Source organism: Streptomyces niphimycinicus (assembly GCF_018883605.1).
Classification (GTDB): Bacteria; Actinomycetota; Actinomycetes; order Streptomycetales; family Streptomycetaceae; genus Streptomyces; species Streptomyces niphimycinicus.
This window is the reverse complement of the sequence record NZ_JAHLEM010000156.1, coordinates 1-23,989: the sequence shown is the minus strand read 5'-3', so window position 1 is coordinate 23,989 and position 23,989 is coordinate 1. Positions and strand designations below refer to the sequence as shown.

Here is a 23,989-nt window from a genome sequence, read left to right as displayed (position 1 = left end):
CCTCGACGGGCTCGGTGCCCTCGGCTCCGGCGCCCACGCCCGCCATGAGCACACGGTGCTCGCCCCGATCCCGGCCCGTACCGCGCTCGCCGTCGGTCTGTTGCGGGCGCTGGCGGCGGACGCCTCGTAACGGCGGACACCGACGGCCGGAGGGCCGCAAACCCATGGGCCGCCGCCGTGTCCGGACACGGCGGCGGCCCATAGCGGCACCGGCGCGGCCGCGGAGAGCGGGCCGGTGCACGGGAGGCGGATCAGGAGATGAGGAAATCGGCCTCGCCCGCCTTGGCGCCCTCGATGAACACCATGATCTCGTGGCGGGTGTAGATCAGGGCCGGACCGTCCGGATCGGTCGACTGACGGATCGCGACCCGGCCGTCGTCCAGCCTCATGGCCTCGACGCAGTTGCCGCCGTTGCCACCGCTCCACGGCTTGTGCCAGCCCTCGCTGCCGAGGTCGCTCGCGCGCATGCCGTTGTGAATGCGATCCATTCCGATCAGAGCTCCTTGCGGAAATCACGGAGGATTTCCTTTGTGCGTCGTGCGGTTGCCGCCTGGGCCGCCATGCGGTCCAGGGCCTCCAGATGGGAGGCCACCTCGATGCGCTCATCCAGGTAGACGGCGCCGGTCAGGTACTCGACGTAGACCATGTCCGGCAGTTCGGGAACAGCGAAGCGGAAGAGGACGAAGGGCCCATAGGTGCCCGGATGGTGTCCGGAGCTGAACTCCGATATCTGTAGCGTGATGTGCGGCAGCTCGACCGACTCCAGCAGCCGGTCGATCTGGTCGCGCATCACCGCCGCCGAACCCACCTGGCGGCGCAGCACCGTCTCGTCCATCACCACCCACAGACGGGGCGCGTCCCGCCGGGTGAGCAGCGCCTGCCGCTCCATGCGCAGCGCCACATGGCGCTCCGCCTGCCGGGGAGCGGCCTGACCGACCGCACCGGTCTGCATGACCGCGTGGGCGTACTCCTCGGTCTGGAGCAGCCCGGGGACGAAATGCGGCTCGTACGCCCGGATCATCTCGGCCGCGCCCTCCAGGCTGACATGCACGCTGAACCAGTCCGGGAGGATGTCGTGGAACCGCTGCCACCAGCCGGGCTTGTTGGCCTCCTCGGTCAGGGTGATGAAGGAATCGAGCTCGTCGCCGGTGATCCCGTAGGAGTCCAGCAGCATCTGCACATACGGAACCTTCAGCGCGACCTCGGCGGTCTCCATGCGGCGGACGGTGGCGGGCGCGACCCGCAGCACTCTTGCCGCCTCGTCCCGCTTGAACCCCGCCTTCTCCCGCAGGTCCTGGAGCCTCTTGCCGAGGACGACCTGACCCACGGTCGGGGCCGACCGCGGTTCGCTCACCTGAATCCCTCCCTGACCTCCCCAACGCTGATGTTCGCAGTGTGCCATGGCCAGTGCGGAACGGACACATTGCACTTACGACTCTGCACTGTTCAGAGTGCCCCTTGCCAAGTGTGCGCGGCGGTGCGCATAGTTGCGTCATGATCCCGTTACCGCGTTCTGCCGCGGCGACCGCAGGCGCGAGCGGCCCGACCTTTGTGAAGTGCCCCTAGATGACGTACGCCTTCGCCGGTGCGCTGACCGGCCTCGTCCGCGGCCGGTTCGGCCGGCGTGGATTCCGTCCGGCGTCCGGAAGCCACCGCCTGCAACTGCCGCCGGAGCTGCGGACGGAACGGGCCTACGACGCGGTGGGGATCGCCGAGCGGCACGGCCCCGGGGTCATGGCCCTGCTGCCCCGGGCGGGATGTGTGCTCGCCCGCGCCGGGCGCTGGTGGTGGATCGTGCCGCCGCAGTCGGACATCGGGGTCGACTGGCCCGCACCGGCCGTCTACGCGGTCGGTGCCACGGTGACCGGCCCGCCCGGCCGGCGGACCGGCCCCATCGGGACCGAGGAGCCCGGTGTGGTGCACTGGCCGGACGACGGAGAGCCGTACACCCACCCCCTGCTGCTGCATATCGCGGTCTGCGCGGCGGCCGGAGTCTCCCCGGCCTGGCCGTGCGACGAAGGGCTGCCACGGTCATGAGCCCGGCCCGGTCATGGCATCGGTCCGGTCATGACGTCGAGTCGCCCTGGAGGTATGCCGCGGGGCGCGGATAGCGCTGTAGCGCCGGAGTCCGCCCGGTCGGGTCGTCCTCCTGCTCGCTGAGGGGCACCACCGGGGCCGGCGCCGCGGCCGCGGCCTTCAGCTCGGCGGGATCGTAGGTCATGGCCTGCGTCCGCTCCACCGGCGACGGCTCGGGCACACCGGCGCTCCGCCGGCCGTAGACCGGGATCTGGTCGACCGTCGTCTCCTCGGGTCGGAACAAGTCGTACGCGGGCGCCGCCCCCTGCCCCGGACCGCCCTGGACCTGGACCGCCGGGATCTGGCCGGTCTGCGCCTGGGCGTCCTGATACTGCGCACTCTGCGGCTGCGGCGCCATCTGCATGAACTGCGTCTGGCCCTGCGACGCCTGGCTCTGCGACACCTGGCCCTGGGCCGGCTGTAACTGCGGGGCCGGGAACTGCTGCGCCGCTGCCTGCGGCGGGATCAGCGGCTGCGGGGTCTGGGCCATCTGGGCCTGGGCCATCTGGGGCTGCGGCAGCGCCGCCGGGGCCTGGTACAGGGGCGTCTGGGCCGGGGGAGTGGCGACATACGCGGGCGACAGCTCCGCGAGCGGCTGCTGCTGGGCGTATCCCGCCGAGGCGCCCGTGAAGGATGCCTGCCCGTAGGGATCGCCGGAGACGCCCTGCGGGGCCGGCAGGGCGGCCGCGGAGTACATCGGCTGGGGCTCCTGGGCCATGGGTGCCGCGGGCAGTTGGGGCGGCTGCTGGTAGGAGTAGTCCAGTGACGGCGCCTGCGCGGCGGATCCCCAGGACCCCGGCAATCCCGCGTACCCCGAGGTTTCCGGGTACCCCGAAGGCACCGAAGGCTGCTGCTCCCAGCTCACCTGGGGGGCGTAGAAGGACGTCCCGTACAGCACCGTGCTCAGCCCGGTCAGCAGTCGCTGCACATCGGGCTGGGAGCGCACCACCAGCCGCATGAACTGGCTGCTGCTGCCCAGCTTGTTGCCGCATTCGCGCACCAGCACACCGTGCTGGGACAGCAGTTGGTCCCGGACGAAGCCGCCGTCGGTTCCGGCCGGCAGCTTGACGAAGACGAAGTTGCCCTGGGAGGGGTAGACCGTCATTCCGGGCAGCCCGGCCAACTGGCTGGTCATCTGCTGCCGGTCGCGGCTGAGCATGCGCAGGCTGTCCACGTACTCCTGCCGGTACCGCTTCAGCATGAAGACGATGACCTCGGCGAAGGAGTTGAGGTTCCACTTGGGCAGCCGGGAGCGGATCTGCACGGCGAGCGAGGGATTGGCGACCAGATAGCCGAAGCGCACACCGTGCAGTCCGAAGTTCTTGCCGAGGCTGCGCAGCACGATCACATTCGGGCGCAGGATGGCCTCGTCGACGACGCTCGGATACGCCTCGGCGTCCGCGAACTCCAGGAAGGACTCGTCGATCACGATCAGGTCGAGGTCGGCCAGGGCGTCCATGATGCCGATGAGGGCCTGGCGGGACACCAGCCCCCCGTCGGGGTTGTTGGGGTTGCAGATCACGGCGACCCGAGAGCCCCGGGAACGTACGAAGTTGACGAAGGCGTTCGGGTCGAGTGCGAACCCGCTCATTTCCGGAAGCTGGAACAAGTCGACCCGTTTACCGGTCTCCATCGGCTGGTCGGTCCAGCGGCCGAAGGTGGGAATCGGCACCGCCAGGCTTTCCTTCACCAGCAGATGGTCGATCCAGGTGATCAGCTCGGTCGAGCCGTTGCCCATCGCCATGGTCTGCGGTTGCAGCCCGAGCACATCGGCCAGTTCCGCGGTGATGGTCTCGGCGGAGCTCGGGTAGTAGGTGAGGATGTCCCGCAGCCTGACCGCCATCACGGCGAACATCGCGGGGGTGGGGAAGTAGGGATTGCAGGGGATGCAGAAGTCCACGAGCTCCTGTCCGCCACCCGTGACCCCGGCGCGGCCCCGCGCGAAGAACGACGGGCTGTGGGCGGTGCCACGGAAAAGTTCCATGGCATCACCGGTATTGCCGACTGCGGCAACAGTCACGGCGGGACCTCCTCGGTCGCATGGGTCGCGTCGACGCGCTGACACGGCCATTGCGGCTCGTCCCTCGAGCCTGACGCATGATCCCTCGAAGCCGGGCCGGGCGAGGATTTTCGTGGGGCTTGTGAAAACCTCGGGGACATGTGCGCCCGTATCGAATAGTATTCCGCCTCTTGCCCCTTGAGAATGCCGCGTGGCCCAGGGCCTGTCGTTTGGATCAGGCCGGATTCTCCGGCGGGTGTTGGCCATCGGCCTCCGCGGTGCGGTGCCCTTCCGCTACCCAGACCGCCACCTGCGCACGCGAGGTGAAACCCAGCTTGCTCAGAATGTGCTCGATATGGCCCTCGGCCGTGCGCTGGGCGATGACCAGGGACGAGGCGATCTCCTTGTTGCTGAGCCCCTGCGCGACCAGTTGCGCGATTTCGGACTCCCGGGGCGTCAGCGGCGACGGCCGACCGCCCACCGCCGGCTCCTCACTGGGCAGTTCGCCCTCGAGCGCGTACACCAGCGCCTCGGTGTAGGACAGCCGGGCGCCCCGTTTGAACGCCGTGTTGAAGGGCGCCTTGCCCAGGGCCCGCCGCACCGTGGCCTCGCACTCCTCGTGGTAGTGGACGAGATGCCCGTAGCCGGAGTGCGGGGCGCCGATGGCGTGCCAGATGGTACTCAGCGCGCCCAGCAGCCCGGCCGCCCGTGTGTGGTCCCGGTCGGTGGCCGCGATCCAGGCCAGCACCTCCAGATTGACCGCGACGCCCAGCGGGTCGTCCAGCGAGCGGTTGAACGTGAGGCTGTCCTTCTCCAGGGCGGCCGCTCGGGCGGTGTCGCCCTGGCGCCATACGTCCATGCCGAGCGCCATCATCGCGTAGGCCCGGTGCCAGCCCTCCCCGTACGCGTCGCACACCGCCAGCGACTCCTCGCCCAGGGCGATCGCGCGGGGTGAGTCGCCGATGAAGGAGTGGGCGAGCGAGAGCCGGATGAGCGCCAGGGCCAGCCCCACCGGATCGCCGGTCGCGCGGTGGCGGGTCACGGCCTCCTCGTAGAGCGCGATCGCGGACCGGGTCTCGCCCCGGTACATGGCGACCATGCCGGAGTAGAGCGCGGTGTAGGCGAGCACCGGGTCCAGGCCCAGCCGGGTCCCGATGGACCGGCTCTCCTCGAGCATGGCCGCGGCGGCGTCGGTGTCCGACTGGATGACGGCCAGCCAGCTATCGGTCCACAGGGCCCGCGCCCGTGCCGCGGTCGGCTCGGTGCACCGTGCCAGGGCCTGGTCCAGCCAGCGGCGGCCCTCGCCGAGGTAGTAGCTGGTGATCCAGTGGTAGAGCAGATCGGCCGCCATCTCCAGGCCGCGGCCGGTCTGCCCGGGCTCGGTCAGGCAGCCCTCCAGTGCGGTGCGCAGATTGGCGTGCTCCAGTTGGAGCCGGGCGAACCACTGCACCTGGGCCGGTCCGAAGAGCGCCGCCCGCGCGTCCGCGGCGAGCCCGCGGTAGTAGTCGCGATGGCGCCTGAGCCGTACGTCCTCCTCGCCGGCGGTCGCCAGCCGCTCACGGCCGTAGCTGCGCAGTGTGTCCAGCATCCGGTAGCGCACCGCCGTCCGGTGCTCCTCCCGGAGCAGCACCGACTTGTCCACCAGTTCGGTCACCAGGTCCAGGATCTCCGCGCGGTCGATGCCCTCGCCGGAGCAGACCGCCTCGGCCGCGTCCAGATCCAGACTTCCGGCGAACACCGAGACCCGGGCCCACAGCAGCCGCTCCCGCTCGGTGCACAGCTCATAGCTCCAGTCGATCAGCGCCCGCAGCGTCTGATGGCGCGGGAGGACCGTCCGGGAGCCGGTGGTCAGCAGCCGGAACCGGTCGTCGAGCCGGTCCAGGAGCTGCTGGACGGACAGGGCGCGCAGCCGTACGACCGCGATCTCGATGCCCAGCGGGATGCCGTCGAGCCGGCGGCAGATCAGCTCGATGGCGTCCCGGTTGTCCTCGGTGAGCTGGAATCCGGGCACGATGGCCGCCGCCCGCTCGGTGAACAGCCGTATCGCGTCGCATCGCGCAAGGGTGGCGAGGGTGGGCCGTGGCCCTTCGAGGTCCGGCAGCCCGAGGGTGGGGACGGCCAGGCTCTGCTCACCGGCCGTGCCCAGCGCCTGACGGCTGGTGGCCAGCAGCCGCAGCCGGGGCGCCGCGCGCAGCAGCCGGTCGGCGAGCCGGGCGCACTCCTCCAGAAGGTGTTCGCAGTTGTCGAGGACGATCAGTGCCTGCCGGTCCCGCAGATGGTCGACGAGGACGTCGAGCGCCGGGCGGGGGGAGTGGTCCCGTATCTCCAGTGCTTCGGTGAGGCCCTGGGCGAGCAGCGCGGGGTTGTCCAGCTCGGCCAGTTCGGCCAGCCAGACGCCGTCGGGGAAGGCCCGGCGCGCCTCGTCCGCGACCCGCAGCGCCAGCCGGGTCTTGCCCACTCCGCCGACGCCGGTGAGGGTGACCAGGCGGGACGCGGACAGCATCTCCTTGACCTCGGCCGCCTCATGCCGACGTCCCACAAAACTCGTCACCTCGGCCGGCAGCCGCACTGTCTGCCGTCCGGTCGGGGTGCTCGTCGCCACCGCACCCATCGATGCCTCGCACCGGGCTCGGGTGGACGGGCCGATGCCCGCACGGACCCGAAGCCCTGTTTCCAGGCTATGCCCGGGCCGGGAACCACCGCACGCACTTCGGACGGGCGGTCCGCCTGCGGGGGGGCGTGTTTCACCGAGGGTGAGCGGGCGTCGGCCACCCGTGACCTCCCCCCCGGGGGCCGGGGGCGGGTTCGGGTACCCATGCGGGGAGATCTCCCCTCGTCGCGCACCGCCGCGCCGACCCACCATGGTGACCTCGGAAACGAGTTCCGCCAGCCCACGGCGGAAGATCGAAGGTTCGGATCATGTGCCTCCATCAACCTCCCTGTCCATCCGCCGACGCATCGGATCACGATTCGGCGCGTCTGGTGGCCACCCACCCCGAGCAGGGGTGGAGCCTGCTCTGCAATGGAGTGGTGATCTTCGCGGACACGGGTGAACTCCTTCCCGACGGGCGTGCCGTCCCCGCCCCCCGCATCAGCCCCGACCAGTCGTCATGAACGCGACCACTCTCACCACCTCGCGCGGCGCCCCGGTGAGCACCGAGCGCCGGCCCGAGGCCGCCCGTCCCCCCGCCACCAGCGGCGGGACGTCGTGGCTGCTGCCCTCCGAGCCGTCGTCGGTGCCCAGGGCCCGGCGGCTGGCCATCGCCCAGCTCGGGGTATGGGCGCTGCGCGACTTCTCCGACGACGCCGAGCTGCTCGTCAGCGAGCTGGTGACCAATGCCCTGCGGCACGCGGGCGGACCGATCCGCCTGACGCTCTCCCTGTGCTCCGTCGACCGCGCCTTCCGGTGCGAGGTGGCCGACGAGGACCCCGGGCAGCCCCGGGTGCGCCGCGCGTGCGGCGATGACGAAGGCGGCCGCGGGCTCCATCTGCTGGACCTGCTCTCCTGCTGCTGGGGCTCCACCTGCACGGCGGCGGGCAAGGTCGTCTGGTTCGAGCTCCACTCACCTGCCATCGCGCTGGAAGCCGCGCTCGAAGAAGCGCATATGACCCCGTGAACGTGAGCCGACGAAAGGAGATGCCATAGACGACTTCATGCCTCGTACCCACACAGTGATACCGAAGGGCCCGGGGCCGGAATGGTGATCGCCCTCACCACGCCTTCCGTCTCCGGGCCTCACTGATCGATATTGATCGTCGTCACAGCGGTCGTGTAGCCTCCTGATCGCGGCAGTAGCAGACTTTTCCGGAAGATTGTTCGCGTTCTGTGGCTCTAGGAGGCTGCGTGGTGGACCGGAAAAACGATTCCGGTTTACCCGGCGCGCTTGTCGGGCGCGCTGCCGAACTCGCGGCGCTGACCGCCCACGCGGAGGCCGCCCACAACGGCCGCTCCGGTCTGGTGGTCCTGTCGGGCCCGGCCGGAATCGGCAAGACCAGCCTGCTGCGCGTCTTCCTCGACAGCGATGTCTGCCGGAAGATGACCGTTCTGCGCGGCACCTGCGGTGAGGTGGTGGCCGGCGCCGGCTACAGCGGAGTGCGCGCACTCTTCGGGGGACTCGGGCTCTCGGCCGAGGACGCCCAGGACTCCCCGCTGCTGCGCGGCAGCGCCCGCCGCGCCCTTCCCGCACTCAGCCCCCACCCGGGCGAGGAGGGGCCGCCCACGGCCGCCTCCGTCTACCCGGTGCTGCACGGCCTGTACTGGCTCGCGGCCAACCTGATGGCCCAGGGCCCGCTGGTGCTCGTCCTGGACGATGTGCACTGGTGCGACGAGCGCTCCCTGCGCTGGATCGACTTCCTGCTGCGCCGGGCCGACGAGCTGCCGCTGCTGGTGGTGCTCGCCCAGCGCACCGAGGAGGAACCGGTCGCCCCCGCGACGCTCGCGGACATCCTCGCCCAGCCCCGCTCCTCGGTGATCCGCCTCGACCCGCTCACCGACACCGAAGTGGCCGAAATGGCCCGCCAGGTCTTCGCCGCCCCCGTCGCGCACTCCTTCGCCGGGCGCGCCGCCGCCGTCTGCGGCGGCAATCCGCTGACCGTCACCCGGCTGCTGCGCGAGCTGCGGGCCAAGGGCGTCTCACCCGACGAGAGCGGCCTGCGCGAGATCGCCGAGGTCGGGAGTTGCGTGGTCGCCCTGTCCGTGCGCGCCCTCTTCGACGCCCGGCCCGACTGGGTGCGGGACGTGGCCACCGCCATCGCGGTGCTCGGCGAGGAGGACGTGGAACACATCGGCGCGCTGGCCGGGGTGCCCGCGGCCCGTGTCGCGGAGGCCGTGGAACTGCTGCGCGGGGCCGAGGTGATGGCGCCGGACCGGGCGGACCTGGCCCATGACGTGGTGCGCTCGGCGGTGCTGGAGGCCGCCGGGGACAAGCCGCTGGCCGAGCTGCGCGCCCGGGCGGCCCTGCTGCTGAGCGACGCCGGACGGCCCGCCGAGGAGGTCGCCAACCAGGTGCTGCTGGTGCCCGGCACCCCCCAGCCGTGGATGGGCTGGGTGCTCCGGGAGGCCGCCGTCCAGGCCGAGCACCGCGGCGCCCCGGAGGCCGCCGCCCGCTATCTCTACCGCGTCCTGGAGGCGGAGCCGGACAGCCTGTCGGCCCATGTCCCGCTCGCCAAGGCGCTCGCGGAGATCAATCCCGCCGAGGCCATCCGCCTGCTCAGGCGCGCGCTCACGCTGGCCACCGACGTCCGTACCAAGGCGCCCATCGCCGTGCAGTTCGGCCTCACCTGCCTCACCGTCCAGCAGTCACCGACCGCCGTCCGAGTGCTCAGTGAGGTGCTCGACGAACTCGAGGCCGAGCTGGGGCCCGACCCCGATCCGCGCGACCGTGAGCTGCGCACCCTCGTCCAATCGGCGCTGCTGATCAGCGGATCCGACGAAAAGGCCACGATCCATACGGTCCGGGAGCGCTTCGCGCGGATTCCCGAACCCTCCGGGGACACCCCCGCCCAGCGGCAGATGCTCGCCATGATGACGGTCCTGTCCGCGATGGAGGGCCGCTCGGTGCGGCGGACCGTGGAACAGGCCCACCGCGCGCTCGGCTCCTCGGACCGGCTCGACAACTGGTCGCTGCTCTTCTCCGCGTTCACCCTGGGCCTGGCCGACGAGGTCGAGGGGGCGATGGAGGCGCTGGACCACGCGCTGCGCCAGGGCCAGGACAACGCCGCGGTGTGGTCGTATGTGATCACCCTGTCCTACCGCGCCATGCTGCTGCACGGCTTCGGGGCGATCCCCGACGCGCTCGCCGACGCCCAGACCGCGGTCGAGATCATCGGCGAGGAGCGCTGGAGCGGCAATGTGACCATGCCCCAGACCGCGCTGGCGACGATTCTGATCGACCGGGGCGAACCGGAGCGGGCCGAGGAGCTGCTGGCCGCCGTCACCCGGCCGAATCTGGACGGGTTCGTCATGGAGTACCACTGGTATCTCATGGCCCGCGCCCGGGCCCGCTGGGCGCTCGGCGACGGCGCCACCGCGCTGCGGCTGCTGCTCGACTGCGGTGCCTCCCTGGAGGATTCCGGCTTCGCCAACCCGGCGTTCGTGCCCTGGTGGACCGAGGCGGCCTGGGTGCTCGCGGCGGAGAAGCGGGCGGACGAGGCGCGGGACCTGGTCGAGCACGGCGCCGAACTGGCCCGCCGCTGGAGCACCCCGCGCGCCTTCGGACTCGCCGCCCTCGCCCGCGGGGTGACCACTCCCGGCGAGGCGGGCATCGGGTATCTCACCGAGGCGGTCGAGCATCTCTCCGGCTCGCCCGCCCGCGCCGAGTACGCCCGGGCCGAGTTCCTGCTCGGCGGGGCGCTGCTGGACATCGGGCGGCCGCGCGACGCCCGGGAGCGGCTGCGCTCGGCCGTCGACCTCGCCCAGGGCTGCGGCGCGCTCGCGCTCGCCAAGGACGCCCGTAACCGGCTGGTCGCCGCGGGCGGCCGGATGCGCGAGATCACCGCCTCACCGGTCGACCTGCTCACCGGCACCGAGCGCAAAGTGGCCCAGATGGCCTCCCGCGGGGCGGGCAACCGCGAGATCGCCGAGTCGCTGTTCGTCACCGTACGCACCGTCGAGACCCATCTCACCAGCGTCTACCGGAAGCTGAGTGTCGGTCAGCGCGGTGAGCTGGCCGCGGTGCTGAAAACCCCGAGACTTCCCGACCCACAGGCACCGGCGTGGGTCTTCGCCTCCCGCGGTCGGCGCTGACGCGTACGCGGGGCCGGGGGCCACGTCCGCACCCCGCCCCAGGCATATAGTCGCACCATGCAGCTCAACGGGCTCCCGTTCCCCGGCCGTGAACGAGAGCAGGCCATGCTTGCCCAGACCGTCGCCGATCTCGGCAGGGGCCGTTCCTCGGTGGTGACGCTGGTCGGCAGGCCCGGCTACGGACAGAGCCGCCTGCTGAACCTCGCCGCCCGGCTGGCCGAGGACCAGGGCTACCGCGTGCTGCGCGCCCAGGCGACGGCGGGCGAGCGCGAGGTGCGCTACGGCGTGGTGGCACAGTTGCTGGCCCCGATGGAGGGACTCACCGACGGCTCGCTGAAGGCCCTCACCGGACGGGGACCCGAGAGCCGCTTACCGGGCCTGACCGAGTTGCTACGGACCGCGCGTGGACAGCCCACGCTGCTGGTGGTCGATGACGTGGAATGGCTGGACCCGGCCTCGCAGCGCTGGTTCGGGGCGCTCATCCGGCGCCTGCCCGACGCCCGGATCGCCCTGCTGGTCAGCGGCACCGGCCGGCTCCGCCCCGCCGCCTGCCCCCTCTCCACCGCGCCGCAGCAAGTGATCACCCTCGAAGTCGAGTTGGCCCCGCTCGCTCCGCGCGATGTGGCCGCCACGGTCGCGCTGATCTGCGACCGCCCCGGCGAGACCGCCTTCACCACGGCCGCCCTGGAGGCGAGCGCGGGCAACCCCGAGGTGCTGTCCGAGGTGCTGAGGCGCTTCATCCGACGCGGATACGCACCGGTGGCCGGGCGGGTGCCGGAACTGTGCACCATCGCCGAGGCCGTCAGCGGCGAACACGCCGTCCGCGCACTCGGGGCGCTGTCCGAGACGGCCGTCGCCGTCGTCCGCGTCCTCGCCGTCTGCGGCGATCTGCTGGATCTCGCCCTGCTGTACACGCTCGCGGGCCCCCGCGCCGCGAGCGAGCCAGGACTCCCCGAGGCACTCCAGGAAAGCGGGCTCGCCACCGCCACCGAGACCGGGCTCCGGCTGAGCCGGCCCGAGGCGCGGAGCTGGATCCTCGCCGAGATGCCCGGCGACGAGCGGGCCGAACTGCACGCCCGCGCAGCCGAGTTGGCCTACCGGGCGGCCGTACCCGACGAGGACATCGCCCGGCTGCTGCTCGCCGCCCGCCCGGTCGACGAGCCCTGGGTGATCCCCGTACTGCGCCGCACCTGCGCCGCCGCACTGCGCGGGGGCCGCACCGCCCAGGCGATCGCCTGCCTGTCGCGGGCGCTGGAGGAGCCGCTGGACCCGGCGCCGCGCGCCCAGTTGGGCCTGGAACTGGCCGCCATCGAAGTGCTGGCCGCCCCCGAGGCCGCGGGCCGCCGGCTGGCGGAGATCATCCGCACCGGCGACGGCGGGCCCGGCCGGATCCGGATACGCGCCGCCGACCTGGGGCTCTCCCGCGGCGACGACAAGGCGCTGCGCCGCGCGATCGCCGACGTACTGCCCTTCACCGACGGCGAGGAACGAGGGGCCCTGGCCGGGCTGTTCTGGCTCACCGAGTCCGTCGGGCAGGAGGACACCGATCTGGTCCCGGACGGCATCCCCCCGCTGCCCGCCGACCCCACCTGCCCGGTGCAGGCCGCGGCGGTCGCCTGGCGACTGGCCCTGCGCGGCGAGGACCTGCCCACCGCCCGGGCGCTGGCCCAGCGGGTCTTCACGGTGGACGGCGCCGCGGGGGCCCTGATCCTGCCCCGGCTCACCGCCGCCCGGACCCTGCTGCTGACCGATGACCTGGACGAGGCCGAGGTCCGGCTGGACGTGCTCCACACCGATCTGCGCAGGCGGCACGCCCGCGCGGCCGCCGCCCAGACCCTGGCCGTGCGCGGCGAGCTGAACCTGCGGCGCGGCCGGCTCGACATGGCCGAACGGGATGTGGCCGCCGCGGAGCGGTCACTGCCGCGCGCCCTGTGGCATCGCTACACCGTCCCGTATCTGATGGCCCTCCGGATCCTCATCGCCCTGGAGAACGGCGAGGTCGGCCAGGCCGGCGCGCTCGCGGGCGTGTCCGCGCCAGCCGAGTCGCGGGAGGGCGCCTCCTGGGGCTATCTGCTCTTCGCCAGGGCGCTGGTGGCCGTCAAGGACGAGCGGCTGCCCGAGGCGCTGGAGCTGTTCCGGTCCACCGGCAGATGGGAGTTGGGCCGCGGCCGGATCAACCCCGCCCTGATGCCATGGCGTTCGATGGCCGCCCGGGTCCACGACGCCCTCGGCGACCACGAGGAGGCACGGCGGCTCACCGACGAGGAACTCGCGCTGGCCCGGCTGTGGGGAGCCCCCAACACGATCGGCTGGGCTCAGCTCGGCGCCGGACGGGTGGGCCGTGAGGGGCAGGTGGACCGTCTCCGCGAGGCGGTGGCCACCCTGCGCGACACCCCGGCCCGGCTCGCCTACGCGGGGTCCCTGATGGAACTGGCCACGGCCGAACTCGACGCGGGGAACCCGCAGGCCGCGGCCCCCCTGGTGGCCGAACTGTTCACCTTCGTCATCGCCCACCGGTCCTCCAGCCGGCTGGTCGCGCGGGTGCGCGAACTGTCCGAGCGGGCGGGGCAGTCCGCCGTCCGCGGCCGCGTCCCGCATCCGGCGTGGGCGAGCCTGACCGAACCCGAACAGCGCACCGCGACCCTTGTCGGACTCGGCCATGGCAACCGGGAGATAGCGGAAACCCTCTCTGTCACCAGACGCACCGTGGAGCTGAGGCTCAGCGGCGCGTACCGGAAGCTGGGGATCAGCGGCCGAGCAGAGCTGATCGCATTGCTGCGGGCGGCAGAGGGAGACGGAACGGATGTTGCTTGAACGGGAGGCCGAACTGGCCCAGGTCGCTGAGGCCCTGCGGGCCGGGGCGGCGGGCGACTCGTCGCTGATGTTGCTCACCGGCCCGATGGGCATCGGCCGGACCGCGCTGCTTCAGCAGCTCCCGATGCTCGCCGAGGGCGAGGAGATCCGCGTCCTGCGCGCCAACGCCGCGCCGGTGGAGCAGGACTTCGCCCTCGGCGTGGTCCGCCAGCTCTTCGACAGCCTGCTCACCGGTGCCCCGGAGGAACTCCACGAGTGGCGGCTGGGGGCAGAGGACGACCTCTACCGTACGGTCTTCTCCGACGACGCCCCGCTGCTCGACGACGGCGGAACCCTCACCATGCCCGAGGAGGCGCTGTACGGCCTGCGCTCGGCGCTGGCCGCCGTCAGCGCCGAACGCCCGCTGCTCATCCTGGTGGACGATCTGCAATGGGTCGACGCTCCGTCGCTGCGCTGGCTCGCTTTCCTGGTCAAGCGGTTGCACGGGCTGCGCGCCGTGGTCGTCTGCGCGCTGCGGGACGGCTACCGGCGCCCCGGGGACCCGCTGCTGCGGGAGGTCGTCGACGCGGCGCGGCGGGAGCTGCGCCCCGCGCCGCTGTCCCTTGGCGCCACCAAGGAAGTGGTCCACGAGCAGTTCGGCGTGCCGGGGGACGAGGAGTTCGCCCGCGCCTGCCATGAGACCTCCGCGGGCAACCCGCTGTTCCTGAAATCGGTGCTGGCGGATCTGGCCATGAGCGGCGTGCGGCCCATCGCCGAGCAGGTCGAGACGGTCCGCTCGCTGCGCCCCGCCCTGCTGCGCGAGCGGCTGGCCGGCTCCCTGCGCGTCCAGCCGCGGCCCGCCCGGGACCTGGCCGCGGCCATCGCGGTCCTCGGCGGCCAGGCGGAACCGGACCTGCTGGCCAAGCTGGCCGGTCTTGACCCGATCGGCTTCCTGGCCACGCTGCGCGTCCTCCACGAGGTGGGGCTGCTCGCCGCCGAGCAGGAGCCGCGCTTTTTGCACCGGGTGGTGCAGGACGCGGTCGAGTCCTCGATGACCGTGGCGGAACGGGAGCGGCTGCACGACGCCGCGGCGGCCCTGCTGTACCACAACGGACGCCCCGCCGAGCTGGTCGCGGCCCAGCTCATGGCCGTCACCAGCTCGGGCCATCCCTGGGCGGTGGAGGTGCTGCGGGCCGCGGCGGACACCGCGCTGCGCCGCGGAGCGCCGCGTATCGCCGCCCGCTATCTGCGCCGCGCCCTTCTGGACGGCTCGCTGGCGGGGGAGGGCCGGGCCCGGCTGCTGATCGATCTGGCCACCGCGGAGCGCGGCTTCGACCCGGCCGCCTGCGAACGCCATATCTCCCAGGCGATACCCCTGCTGACCACGCCCAGGCTCCGGGCCGCCGCGGCCCTGCGGATCTCGCCGACCATCGTGGGCCTGGGGCCACCGTCGGCCATCGATCTGCTGCACCAGGTCGCCGAGGACCTGGGGCCCGCCACCTCGCTGGAGGGCACGGCGCGCGATGTGGCGCTGCGGCTCGAGGCGCGGCTGCGGCACGCCGGACACGAGGATCCGGCGGAGCTGGCCGCCGCGGTGGAGCGGCTGTCCGCGCTGGGGGAGGAGCCGGCGCTGATCACCGCCGCCGAGCGTGAGCTGACGGCGGTGCTGCTCAACTCGGCGGTGCTCACCGCCCGATGGCCCGCGGCCGAGGTCTCCCGGCTGGCGAACCGCATCCTGGAGCGCGAACCGGCCACCTCCGAACAGGTCCACACCCCGCTGCCGCTGGTGGTGATCGGGCTGGTCGCCGCCGATTCGGTACGGGGGATCAGCTCCTGGCTCGCGATGGAACAGCAGACCCGGCGGCAGGGCGGCACGGTCGCCGACGCGCTCGTCAACGTCCAGCAGGCCATGGTGCTCAGCGCCCGCGGACGCGTCTCCCAGGCCCGTGAGTTCGCCGAGCGCGCCGTACGGCTGGCGGAGGTGCACTGGCAGGAGGCCGGGGTCGTCTCCACCCTCGCCCTCACCCGCGTCGCCCTGGACCTTCACGACCCCGTACTGATCGAGCGGATTCTGGACGGCCCCGGGCGGCGCCGCTCCTCGAGCCTGGCCCTGACCGCGACGCTCCAGTTCGCCAAGGCGGCCCAGGACGCCGGGAACGGACGCTGGACCAGCGCCCTGGAAACCCTGCTGGCCTGCGGCCGGCAACTGGAGGCGTCGGGCTGGCGCAATCCGGTGCTCTTCGCCTGGCGGCCCTGGGCGGCCGAGCTGCACCGGCGCGTCGGCGACCCCGGCGCGGCCGGGGCGCTGGCCGAGGAGGAGCTGCTGCGGGCGAGGGAGTGGGGCGCCCCGGTGGCGCTCGGCCGCGCGCTGCGGGTGAAGGCCCGGCTGACCGGCGGTGACCAGGGGGTGCGGCTGCTGCGTGAATCGGTCGATGTGCTGCGTGCCTCGGCCGATGAACTGGAACTCGCCCGCACACTCCTGCTGCTGGGCCGCAAGCTGAGACCGGGCGGCGAGGCGGCGGCGGTACTCCAGGAGGCCGGCGGCCTGGCCGCGGCGTGCGGGGTCCCCTGGCTCGTCGAGCGGATCCGGGCGGCGGCCGGCAGCGGCGCGTCGGCCGCCCCGCCGGAGGCGGCCCTCACCCGAACCGAGCGCACCGTGGCCTCCCTCGTGGGACGCGGCCTCACCAACCAGGAGGTCGCCGCCGAGTTGGGGGTGAGCTCTCGCGCCATCGAGAAGCATCTGACGAGTTCCTATCGCAAGCTGGGCGTCTCCGGACGCCGCGAGCTCATCGAGCTGCTGCCTCGCATGGATTCATGAACATAACGTTAACGGCGATAATTGGACGGTGTTTGACGAGGATTCGTGAACCGACCGTACCGGCCCACCGAAGCGGTGGGCTTCGGACCGAACCTTCGGGGCACCCCACCACGGGATTGGGTGGCCACACCCCTGTTGACGTTGACTTCCGTGCTCGTAGATCCCTAGTCTCAATTCTGAAATGAACATTTGGAATTGAATATTTGGTATTCAGCTCCGAATTCTGAGAATTAGGAAGGGATGGCAGTCCCTTGGCATTGCCTTTACTGACCGATTCGGCTCGGCCAACCCCCCACGAGCTTGGACACGAGCAGACCGAGTACACGGATCTATTGCGCCAGTTCGACCAGCCAGGGGCCTGTGTCGTCTGTCTTGACCCGTCGCTCACCGTCCAGCAGGCGAACCGGGAATTCTTCCGGCAGTTCGACGACGCCTCCACGGACGTGTGCGGCCGTGACTTCTGTGACCTGCTGCACCCCAGCGTGCGGCAGGCGGTGAAGCGGCAGTTCACCCGGCTCCTCGACGGCTCCCGGCACCGGTTCACCACCCATGTGGTGGCCATCGGGGCCGAGGGCGCCGCCTTCACCAGCGGGCTCACGGCGGTCGCCGTGCGCGAGGGCTCCGCCCATGTGGCCTCGATCCTGGTGGTCATGCGACCCACCGCGGGTGGCGAGGAGGTGGACATGGTCACCGACCGCAAGAAGCTCCTCACCGAGACCGAGGCGCGCATTCTGGAGGGCATCGCCGCCGGACTCTCCACGATCCCGCTGGCCTCCCGGCTCTACCTCAGCCGGCAGGGTGTCGAGTACCACGTGACGCGGCTGCTGCGGAAGCTGCGGGTGCCCAACCGGGCCGCCCTCGTCTCCCGCGCCTACTCCATCGGCGTCCTCAACGTCGGCTGCTGGCCGCCAAAGGTCGTCGACGACTTCGTCAAATGACGCGCGCGCCGCGGGTGCCGACAGACGCGCCACGGCCGGCCCGGATCCGGGCCGGCCGTGGCGCGTCGCCATGTCAGGACGGGGCCGGGCCCCGGGACAGCCGCAACAGCCGGAAGGCGGTGAGCGCCACATGGAGCTGAGTGCGCTGCTCACCCGACTCCAGATCGCAGCCGAGCACCCGCTCTATCGAGTGCAGCCGCTGGTAGAACGCCTGGCGGGACAGATTCGCGCGCCTGGCGGCCACCGTCTTGTTGCCCGCCGCGTCCAGAAAGGTGTGCAGCACCGGCAGCAGATCGGTGCCGTGCCGCTCGTCGTAGTCCACCAGCCGCCCCAACTGCCGCTCCACGAACTCCTGGAGCCGCACATCGCCGCGCAGCGCGTACAGCAACTGCCGCAGCCCGATGTCGGACAGCTCGTGGAACGCCTTGTCCGGCGTCCCCGGAACGGCGGCGTCCGCGACCCGCGCCGCCTGCTGGAACGACCGGGCGGTCTGTGACAGCTCCGACACCTCCGAGCCGACGCTGATCACCGCCTCCGGACGGGACTCCCGCACCGACCGGCTCAGCCGCTCCACCAGCGGCCGCCAGGGCGTGGCGGCGGGCAGGGCCAGCAGCACCCCTATGTGGTCACCGGGCACCGCACCGACCAGCACGGCGGCCCCGGCCGCCCCCAGCTCGTCCGTCAGCCGGTCCTCCAGCTCGGTGGTCTCCCCGGCGCCCGGGCCGGGGCTGACCAGCGCCACCATCAGCCGGCGGCCCGCGACCGGCACGCCCAGCGCCTCGGCCCTGGCCCGGGCCTCGCCCATCGAACGGCAGCGCTGCTCCACCAGGTCCAGCAGCAGGGTGCGCTGGGCCCGCCGCTCCCAGCGGGTGTGATGGGTGAGCCGGGCGATGGTCAGGGCCGTGGCGGTGCGCTCCAGGACCATCGCGTCCTCGGGACCCACCGCCGACTGCCCGGCCCCGTCCGGGAGCATCAGCAGCCGCCCCCACCGCTCGCCCCGGTACTCCACCGCGGTCACCAGCCAGTCCTCGGGACCGCTCAGCCCGGTCCGGTCGGGCGAGGGCGTGGCGCGCGAGCGCCGCTCCCAGCCGGTCAGCGCCCCCTCCACGCCGCGCCCCGGCGAACCGCAGATCACGGCCTGGTGCACCAGGTTCTCCAGCACCACGGGATGCCCGCTCATCTCGGCCGCCATGTCCACCACCTCCTCCGGCCCGGCGCCCCGCAGGGTCAGCGCGGTGAAGGTGTCATGGACGTCCTGGGCCCGGCGCAGGCTCTCCACCTGGCTGCCGACGATCAGGGAGTGGAGAACCTGGGTGACCTCCACGAAGTTCACGGTCCGGGAGAGCAGCACGAGCGGGAAGTCCCGCGCCAGAGCGGCCCGCACCAGCTCCGACGGCGGCCGGTGGTAGCGCCGCACCAGCTCGATCACCAGCCCGGCGGCGCCGATGTCCGCGAGCTCGTCGACATACCGGCGGACCAGCGCCGGGTCCTCGGGCAGCGGCATCCCAGTGGTCAGCACCAGCTCCCCGCCCTTGAGGAAGGACGCCGGGTCGAGCAGTTCGGTGACATGCACCCAGCGGACCGGCCGGGAGAGCTGCCCATGGCCGGACACCACCTCCGGCACCCCGGCGGCCAGCACCGGAAGCCGCAGTACGTCGGCGAGGCTGAGCGGGGAACGCCCGGGGACCCGCGGGGGCCCGGCGGGGCGGGACCGCGGCCGTCCGGCGGCGTCGTACGCGGTGCCGCCGGAGCCGTTCATACCGCTCACTCTGGCAAGCCCCCGCGCCGAGCGCAACCATCACCCCGCCCGGCATCTTGACAGGAGCTGTGGGGGAGGTCGTTGACAGATCGTCCATACCGATCACCACCCCGCGACACAGTGATCATTGTCCTGACCGGGTGCGCCCCCTCACCCTCGAAGTGTCCGAGCGCATCGCCGACCTGTGCGTGTGGGAGAGAACATGACCAATCTGTCGCCGCAGCTCCGTCAGGCCACTCCGGTGGTCGCCGTCCGAGGAGAGGGCGCCTACATCGACGGCGAGGACGGGCGGCGATACCTCGACTTCACCGCGGGCATCGGCGTCACCAGCACCGGACACTGCCATCCGCGGGTCGTCGCCGCCGCGCGGGAGCAGGTGGGCACGCTCATCCACGGCCAGTACACGACCGTCATGCACCCACCGCTGCGGCGGCTGGTCGAGAAGCTGGGCGAGGTGCTTCCCACCGGCCTCGACAGTCTGTTCTTCTCCAACTCCGGCAGCGAGGCGGTCGAGTCGGCCCTGCGCCTCGCCCGCCAGGCCACCGGCCGGCCCAACGTCCTGGTCTGCCACGGCGGATTCCACGGCCGCACCGTGGCCGCCGCCTCCATGACCACCTCCGGCACCCGCTTCCGCTCCGGCTTCTCGCCCCTGATGAGCGGCGTCGTGGTGACCCCGTTCCCCACGGCCTACCGGTACGGCTGGGACGAGGAGACCGCCACCCGGTTCGCCCTGCGGGAACTGGACTACGTCCTCCAGACCATCTCCCCGCCCGACGACACCGCCGCGATCATCGTCGAACCGGTGCTCGGCGAGGGCGGCTACGTACCCGCCACCGAGGGCTTCCTCCAGGGTCTGCGGGAGCGGGCCGACCGCCATGGCTTCCTGCTGATCCTGGACGAGGTGCAGACCGGGGTGGGCCGCACCGGACGGTTCTGGGGCCATGACCACTTCGGCATCCGCCCCGACATCCTGGTCACCGCCAAGGGGCTGGCCAGCGGCTTCCCGCTGTCCGGCATCGCCGCCTCCGAGGAGCTGATGAGCAAGGCATGGCCCGGCTCCCAGGGCGGCACCTACGGGGCCAACGCCGTGGCCTGCGCGGCCGCCGCCGCCACCCTCGACGTGGTCCGCGAGGAGAACCTGGTGGCCAACGCCAAGGCCATGGGGGCACGGCTGCGCAGCGGTCTGGAGGACGTGGCCGCCAAGACCCCGGCCATCGGCGATGTGCGCGGCCTCGGCCTCATGCTGGCCAGCGAGTTCGTCACCGAGGACGGCGAGCCGGACCCGGCGACCGCGGCCCGGGTGCAGCGCGCCGCCGTGGACGAAGGGCTGTTGCTGCTCCTGTGCGGGGCCTGGAACCATGTGGTCCGGATGATCCCCGCCCTCGTCGTCGACGAAGCGGCGATCGACGAGGGTCTGCGCGCCTGGTCCGCCGCCGTCAGCGCCGGAACAGCGGACTCCTGACGCGCACCGCACAACGCCCGACGGGAGCCCGATCCGCCCGCCGGTCCGAACCCCTCGGACCGGCGGCGGTCACGAAGGAGATTGCCCCTATGCCCACCCCCTCGTACCCCTCGGCCGCCGAGGTCCTCGCGGCGGTGCCCAAGCAGCTCTACATCGCCGGGTCGTGGTCCGACGCGGCCGGCGGGCAGACCATGCCGGTCGACGACCCGGCCACCGGTGAGGTGCTGTGCGAGGTCGCCGACGCCGCCCCCGCCGACGGCCAGCGCGCCCTGGCCGCCGCCGAGGACGCCCAGGAGAAGTGGGCGGCCACCGCGCCCCGCGCGCGCAGCGAGATCCTGCGCCGCGCCTATGAGCTGATCATGGAGCGGGCCGACGCGCTCGCCGCGCTGATGACCGCCGAGATGGGCAAGCCGCTGGCCGAGGCGCGGGGCGAGGCGGCCTACGCCGCGGAGTTCTTCCGCTGGTTCTCCGAAGAGGCCGTACGCATCGAGGGCGGGTTCTCCACGCTGCCCGACGGCAGGAACCGCATGCTGCTGATGCGCCGCCCGGTCGGCCCCTGTCTGCTCGTCACGCCGTGGAACTTCCCGCTGGCCATGGGCACCCGCAAGATCGGCCCGGCCATCGCCGCGGGCTGCACCATGGTGCTCAAGCCCGCCCCGCAGACCCCGCTGTCCAGCCTCGCGCTGGCCGGCATCCTGGCGGAGGCCGGGCTTCCGGCCGGGGTGCTCAATGTGGTCACCACCTCCCGCGCGGGCGAGGTCGTGGAGCCGCTGCTGACCGGCGGGCACATCCGCAAGCTCTCCTTCACCGGCTCCACCCAGGTCGGCCGCACCCTGCTCGCCCAGTGCGCGCCCGCGGTGGTCCGCACCTCCATGGAGCTGGGCGGCAACGCCCCCTTCATCGTCTTCGAGGACGCCGACCTCGATGCCGCGGTCGAGGGCGCCATGACCGCCAAGATGCGCAACATGGGCGAGGCGTGCACGGCGGCCAACCGCTTCTTCGTCCACTCCTCCGTCGCGGCCGAGTTCGCCGACCGGCTCGCCCGCCGCATGGGCGCGCTGGAGGTCGGCCCCGGCAGCCGGCCCGGTGTCGACGTCGGGCCGCTCATCGACCAGGCCGGCCGTACCAAGGTCGAGGAGCTGGTCGCGGACGCCGTGTCGCGCGGCGCCGAGGTCCTGGTCGGCGGCAGCACCCCCGAGGGCCCCGGCTGCTTCTACCCGCCCACGGTGCTCACCGGCGTCTCCCCGGCCAGCCGGCTGATGGGGACCGAGATCTTCGGACCGGTCGCGGCCGTCCTCACCTTCGACGACGAGGACGAGGTCGTCGCCACCGCCAACAGCACCGAATGGGGCCTGGTGGGTTATGTGTTCACCCAGGATCTGAGCCGTTCGCTGCGGGTGAGCGAGCGGCTCGAGGTCGGCATGGTCGGCCTCAACACCGGTCTGGTCTCCAACCCCGCGGCCCCCTTCGGCGGGGTCAAGCAGTCCGGGCTCGGACGCGAGGGCGGACGTGTCGGCATCGACGAGTTCCTGGAGTACAAGTACGTCGCGGTGCCGGTCTGACGACCGGGCCCCACCGCCGGAACGGCCGGGGGCACACCGCGGAACCGCCGGGAGCACACCGCCGGAACCGCCGGGTGCGCCCGGCCGTTGCCTTCATGACGCGTTGCCTCCGGATGCGCGGCGGTGAGGAGCGGACATGGGCGAGTTGGTGCCCGGCGGAAACCAGGCGCTGCCCGACGGCGCGCTGACCATCCGGGTGCCGGGCCCGTTCGACCTGTCCGCGCTGATCACCGGCGAGGACGGCAAGGTCGCGGACGACGGCGACTTCGTCTTCTTCAACCAGCCCACCGCGCCCGGCGCCCGGCTGGACGGCGACGCCGTCACCCTGCGGCCCCGGGGGCTGCGGCCAGGCGCCGCCCGGGTCACCCTCGTCATCAGCCCCGCCGACCCGGGCACCCCGCTCGGGCGGCTCCCGGCGCCCGTGCTGAGCGTCCTGGACGACAGGGGATCGGTACTGGCGCGGTTCGCCCCGCCGCGCCCCTCGGCGGAGACGGTGCTGCTGCTCGCCGAGATCTACCGCCGCGGCGGCGGATGGAAGGTGCGGGCGATCGGCCAGGGCTACGCCGACGGACTGGCCGGTGTGGCGCGGGACTTCGGCGTCGATGTCGCCGCCGACGACGCCCCGCCGCCCCCGCCGCCCACCCGACCCATGCCCGCGCCGACCACTCGGGCCGGGACCGCGCCTCCCGCGCCCGCCGCTCCGGGACCCGCCGACGAGGCCGTACGGCATGCCCTGGAGGTGGTGAACGCGGCGCGGGCACGAGCCGGAGCCGCCCCCGTGGCCCTCGACGGACGGCTGACCGCCGCCGCCGAGGCGCACGCCCGGGCCATGGCCGCCCACGGTGTGCTGGGGCTGGAGACCCCGGACGGCATAGCGCTCTTCCACCGGATCGCCGCGCATGGATACACCCCGCTGACCATCGCCGAGCACATCGTCTCCGGGCCGCGCACCCCGCGGGAGTTCGTGGACTACTGCCTCGAAGGCGACGAGCGCCGGGGCCCGTTCCAGGACCCGGACCTCCTCCACCTGGGGATCGGCCGGGCCGACGGCCCCACCACCGGGGGCGTCTACTGGACGGCGGTATGGGCCCGGCCGTTCACCCCGGACGGGCTGCTGCGCCTGGCCTCCGAGGTCATCGCCCTCACCAACGCGGAGCGCGCCGCCGCCCGGCTGGCACCGCTCGCCCCGGACCCCCGGCTCACGGCCGCCGCGCAGGCGCACAGCGACGACATGGTGGCCCGCGACTTCTACTCCCATACCGGCCCCGAAGGAGGTCAGCCCTGGGACCGGGCCCGGACCGCCGGGGCCACGCACCGCGGCATCGGGGAGAACATCGCATGCGGCCAGCGCTCCCCGGCGGAGGTGGTGCGCGGCTGGATGAACAGCCCGGGCCATCGCGCCAACATCCTGAAGCCCGACTTCACCCATATCGGCGTCGGCCACGCCACCGGCAGCCGCGCGGGCACGTACTGGACCCAGGTCTTCGGCGCCGTCTGAATCCCGGCCGACGGTGGAAGGGTCGCTCAGGTGCGGGACTCCAACTGCTGCCGCGTGGCGGACCCGTACACCCCGTTCGCGTCGCCCCGGATCCCGTACCACACCTGGAACCGGGAGACGGCCTGGGCGAGGCTCTGGTCGTACTGCCCGTTGACCGGCCCGTCCTGATACACGTTCGGAATCCGCAGCAGACGCTTCTGGAGCTCGGTCACCTCCGGCCCGGTGTCCCCGAGGGTCAGCACATCGCCCGGATCGCCCGGCGGCGGCAGCGCGTCGTCCGGCGGCTGCGAGGCGGGCGCGCTCGGCGTCCCGGGCGCCGCGGAGGTCGCGGGCGCCGTC

The 23,989-nt window shown here is 72.6% G+C and carries 16 protein-coding genes; 10 read left to right on the top strand and 6 right to left on the bottom strand.

The genetic code is table 11. The annotated features are described in order from the left end of the window. Window positions 1-251 precede the first annotated feature (251 nt). Window positions 252-488, bottom strand: a complete 237-nt coding sequence (locus KN815_RS15520) for a DUF397 domain-containing protein (RefSeq protein ID WP_216342526.1) — start codon at window positions 486-488, stop codon at window positions 252-254. A 5-nt stretch (window positions 489-493) separates the two neighbouring features. Further along, window positions 494-1,354 carry a Sco1979 family transcriptional regulator gene (locus KN815_RS15515; protein ID WP_216342525.1) on the bottom strand — a complete coding sequence of 287 codons (861 nt, stop codon included), beginning with the start codon at window positions 1,352-1,354 and terminating at the stop codon, window positions 494-496. A gap of 212 nt (window positions 1,355-1,566) precedes the next feature. Between KN815_RS15515 and KN815_RS15510 the strand changes: the two genes are divergently transcribed. After that, window positions 1,567-2,037 carry a hypothetical protein gene (locus tag KN815_RS15510; protein ID WP_216342524.1) on the top strand — a complete coding sequence of 157 codons (471 nt, stop codon included), beginning with the start codon at window positions 1,567-1,569 and terminating at the stop codon, window positions 2,035-2,037. A 28-nt stretch (window positions 2,038-2,065) separates the two neighbouring features. On the opposite strand, the gene KN815_RS15505 is transcribed toward KN815_RS15510, so the two are convergent. Beyond that, entirely contained in the window at window positions 2,066-4,060 is a 1,995-nt protein-coding gene (locus tag KN815_RS15505) for an aminotransferase class I/II-fold pyridoxal phosphate-dependent enzyme (protein WP_216342528.1), read from the bottom strand. 250 nt (window positions 4,061-4,310) lie between these two features. Further along, a complete protein-coding gene (locus tag KN815_RS15500; RefSeq protein WP_216342523.1) occupies window positions 4,311-6,686 on the bottom strand; it encodes an ATP-binding protein in 2,376 nt (791 codons plus the stop codon). A 308-nt stretch (window positions 6,687-6,994) separates the two neighbouring features. Here KN815_RS15500 and KN815_RS50365 point away from each other — a divergent pair, with 308 nt between their 5' ends. The 6 genes from KN815_RS50365 to KN815_RS15475 all read left to right on the top strand — a co-directional run bounded on the left by KN815_RS50365 (window position 6,995) and on the right by KN815_RS15475 (window position 17,369). Next, a complete protein-coding gene (locus KN815_RS50365) occupies window positions 6,995-7,189 on the top strand; it encodes a DUF5999 family protein (protein ID WP_253208998.1) in 195 nt (64 codons plus the stop codon). Then, window positions 7,186-7,692 (top strand): ATP-binding protein, encoded by a 507-nt coding sequence (locus KN815_RS15495; RefSeq protein ID WP_216342522.1) that lies wholly within the window; start codon window positions 7,186-7,188, stop codon window positions 7,690-7,692. The genes KN815_RS50365 and KN815_RS15495 overlap by 4 nt, the downstream gene beginning before the upstream one ends. A 227-nt stretch (window positions 7,693-7,919) precedes the next feature. Then, on the top strand, window positions 7,920-10,820 hold the full coding sequence (locus tag KN815_RS15490; RefSeq protein ID WP_216342521.1) for a helix-turn-helix transcriptional regulator: 2,901 nt from the start codon (window positions 7,920-7,922) through the stop codon (window positions 10,818-10,820). 57 nt (window positions 10,821-10,877) lie between these two features. Next, window positions 10,878-13,634, top strand: a complete 2,757-nt coding sequence (locus KN815_RS15485; RefSeq protein WP_216342520.1) for an AAA family ATPase — start codon at window positions 10,878-10,880, stop codon at window positions 13,632-13,634. Next, window positions 13,624-16,431 carry an ATP-binding protein gene (locus KN815_RS15480; protein ID WP_216342519.1) on the top strand — a complete coding sequence of 936 codons (2,808 nt, stop codon included), beginning with the start codon at window positions 13,624-13,626 and terminating at the stop codon, window positions 16,429-16,431. The genes KN815_RS15485 and KN815_RS15480 overlap by 11 nt, the downstream gene beginning before the upstream one ends. A 332-nt stretch (window positions 16,432-16,763) precedes the next feature. Continuing rightward, window positions 16,764-17,369 (top strand): LuxR C-terminal-related transcriptional regulator, encoded by a 606-nt coding sequence (locus KN815_RS15475; protein WP_216342518.1) that lies wholly within the window; start codon window positions 16,764-16,766, stop codon window positions 17,367-17,369. 73 nt (window positions 17,370-17,442) lie between these two features. Here the strand turns inward: KN815_RS15475 and KN815_RS15470 are convergent, their stop codons facing one another. Further along, window positions 17,443-19,128 carry a PucR family transcriptional regulator gene (locus KN815_RS15470; RefSeq protein ID WP_216342517.1) on the bottom strand — a complete coding sequence of 562 codons (1,686 nt, stop codon included), beginning with the start codon at window positions 19,126-19,128 and terminating at the stop codon, window positions 17,443-17,445. A 202-nt stretch (window positions 19,129-19,330) separates the two neighbouring features. Here KN815_RS15470 and KN815_RS15465 point away from each other — a divergent pair, with 202 nt between their 5' ends. The 3 genes from KN815_RS15465 (at window position 19,331) to KN815_RS15455 (ending at window position 23,650) form a co-directional block, all read left to right on the top strand. Further along, window positions 19,331-20,590, top strand: coding sequence for an aspartate aminotransferase family protein (locus tag KN815_RS15465; protein ID WP_216342516.1), 1,260 nt, complete (start codon window positions 19,331-19,333; stop codon window positions 20,588-20,590). A gap of 89 nt (window positions 20,591-20,679) precedes the next feature. Continuing rightward, complete coding sequence (locus KN815_RS15460) at window positions 20,680-22,152, top strand: NAD-dependent succinate-semialdehyde dehydrogenase (RefSeq protein WP_216342515.1); 1,473 nt, start codon at window positions 20,680-20,682, stop codon at window positions 22,150-22,152. Between the two features lie 136 nt (window positions 22,153-22,288). Then, complete coding sequence (locus KN815_RS15455) at window positions 22,289-23,650, top strand: CAP domain-containing protein (protein ID WP_216342514.1); 1,362 nt, start codon at window positions 22,289-22,291, stop codon at window positions 23,648-23,650. A 26-nt stretch (window positions 23,651-23,676) separates the two neighbouring features. Here KN815_RS15455 and KN815_RS15450 read toward each other — a convergent pair. After that, on the bottom strand, window positions 23,677-23,989 hold a 313-nt coding region (locus tag KN815_RS15450), incomplete at its 5' end, for a peptidoglycan-binding domain-containing protein (protein ID WP_253208997.1).

Coding starts and splice junctions, on each gene's coding strand:
- KN815_RS15500 (WP_216342523.1), bottom strand. CDS start 6,686: ATGGGTGCGGTGGCGACGAGCACCCCGACCGGACGGCAGACAGTGCGG.
- KN815_RS15465 (WP_216342516.1), top strand. CDS start 19,331: ATGACCAATCTGTCGCCGCAGCTCCGTCAGGCCACTCCGGTGGTCGCC.
- KN815_RS15520 (WP_216342526.1), bottom strand. CDS start 488: ATGGATCGCATTCACAACGGCATGCGCGCGAGCGACCTCGGCAGCGAG.
- KN815_RS15485 (WP_216342520.1), top strand. CDS start 10,878: ATGCAGCTCAACGGGCTCCCGTTCCCCGGCCGTGAACGAGAGCAGGCC.
- KN815_RS15460 (WP_216342515.1), top strand. CDS start 20,680: ATGCCCACCCCCTCGTACCCCTCGGCCGCCGAGGTCCTCGCGGCGGTG.
- KN815_RS15455 (WP_216342514.1), top strand. CDS start 22,289: ATGGGCGAGTTGGTGCCCGGCGGAAACCAGGCGCTGCCCGACGGCGCG.
- KN815_RS15505 (WP_216342528.1), bottom strand. CDS start 4,060: ATGGAACTTTTCCGTGGCACCGCCCACAGCCCGTCGTTCTTCGCGCGG.
- KN815_RS15480 (WP_216342519.1), top strand. CDS start 13,624: ATGTTGCTTGAACGGGAGGCCGAACTGGCCCAGGTCGCTGAGGCCCTG.
- KN815_RS15470 (WP_216342517.1), bottom strand. CDS start 19,128: ATGAACGGCTCCGGCGGCACCGCGTACGACGCCGCCGGACGGCCGCGG.
- KN815_RS15495 (WP_216342522.1), top strand. CDS start 7,186: ATGAACGCGACCACTCTCACCACCTCGCGCGGCGCCCCGGTGAGCACC.
- KN815_RS15510 (WP_216342524.1), top strand. CDS start 1,567: ATGACGTACGCCTTCGCCGGTGCGCTGACCGGCCTCGTCCGCGGCCGG.
- KN815_RS50365 (WP_253208998.1), top strand. CDS start 6,995: ATGTGCCTCCATCAACCTCCCTGTCCATCCGCCGACGCATCGGATCAC.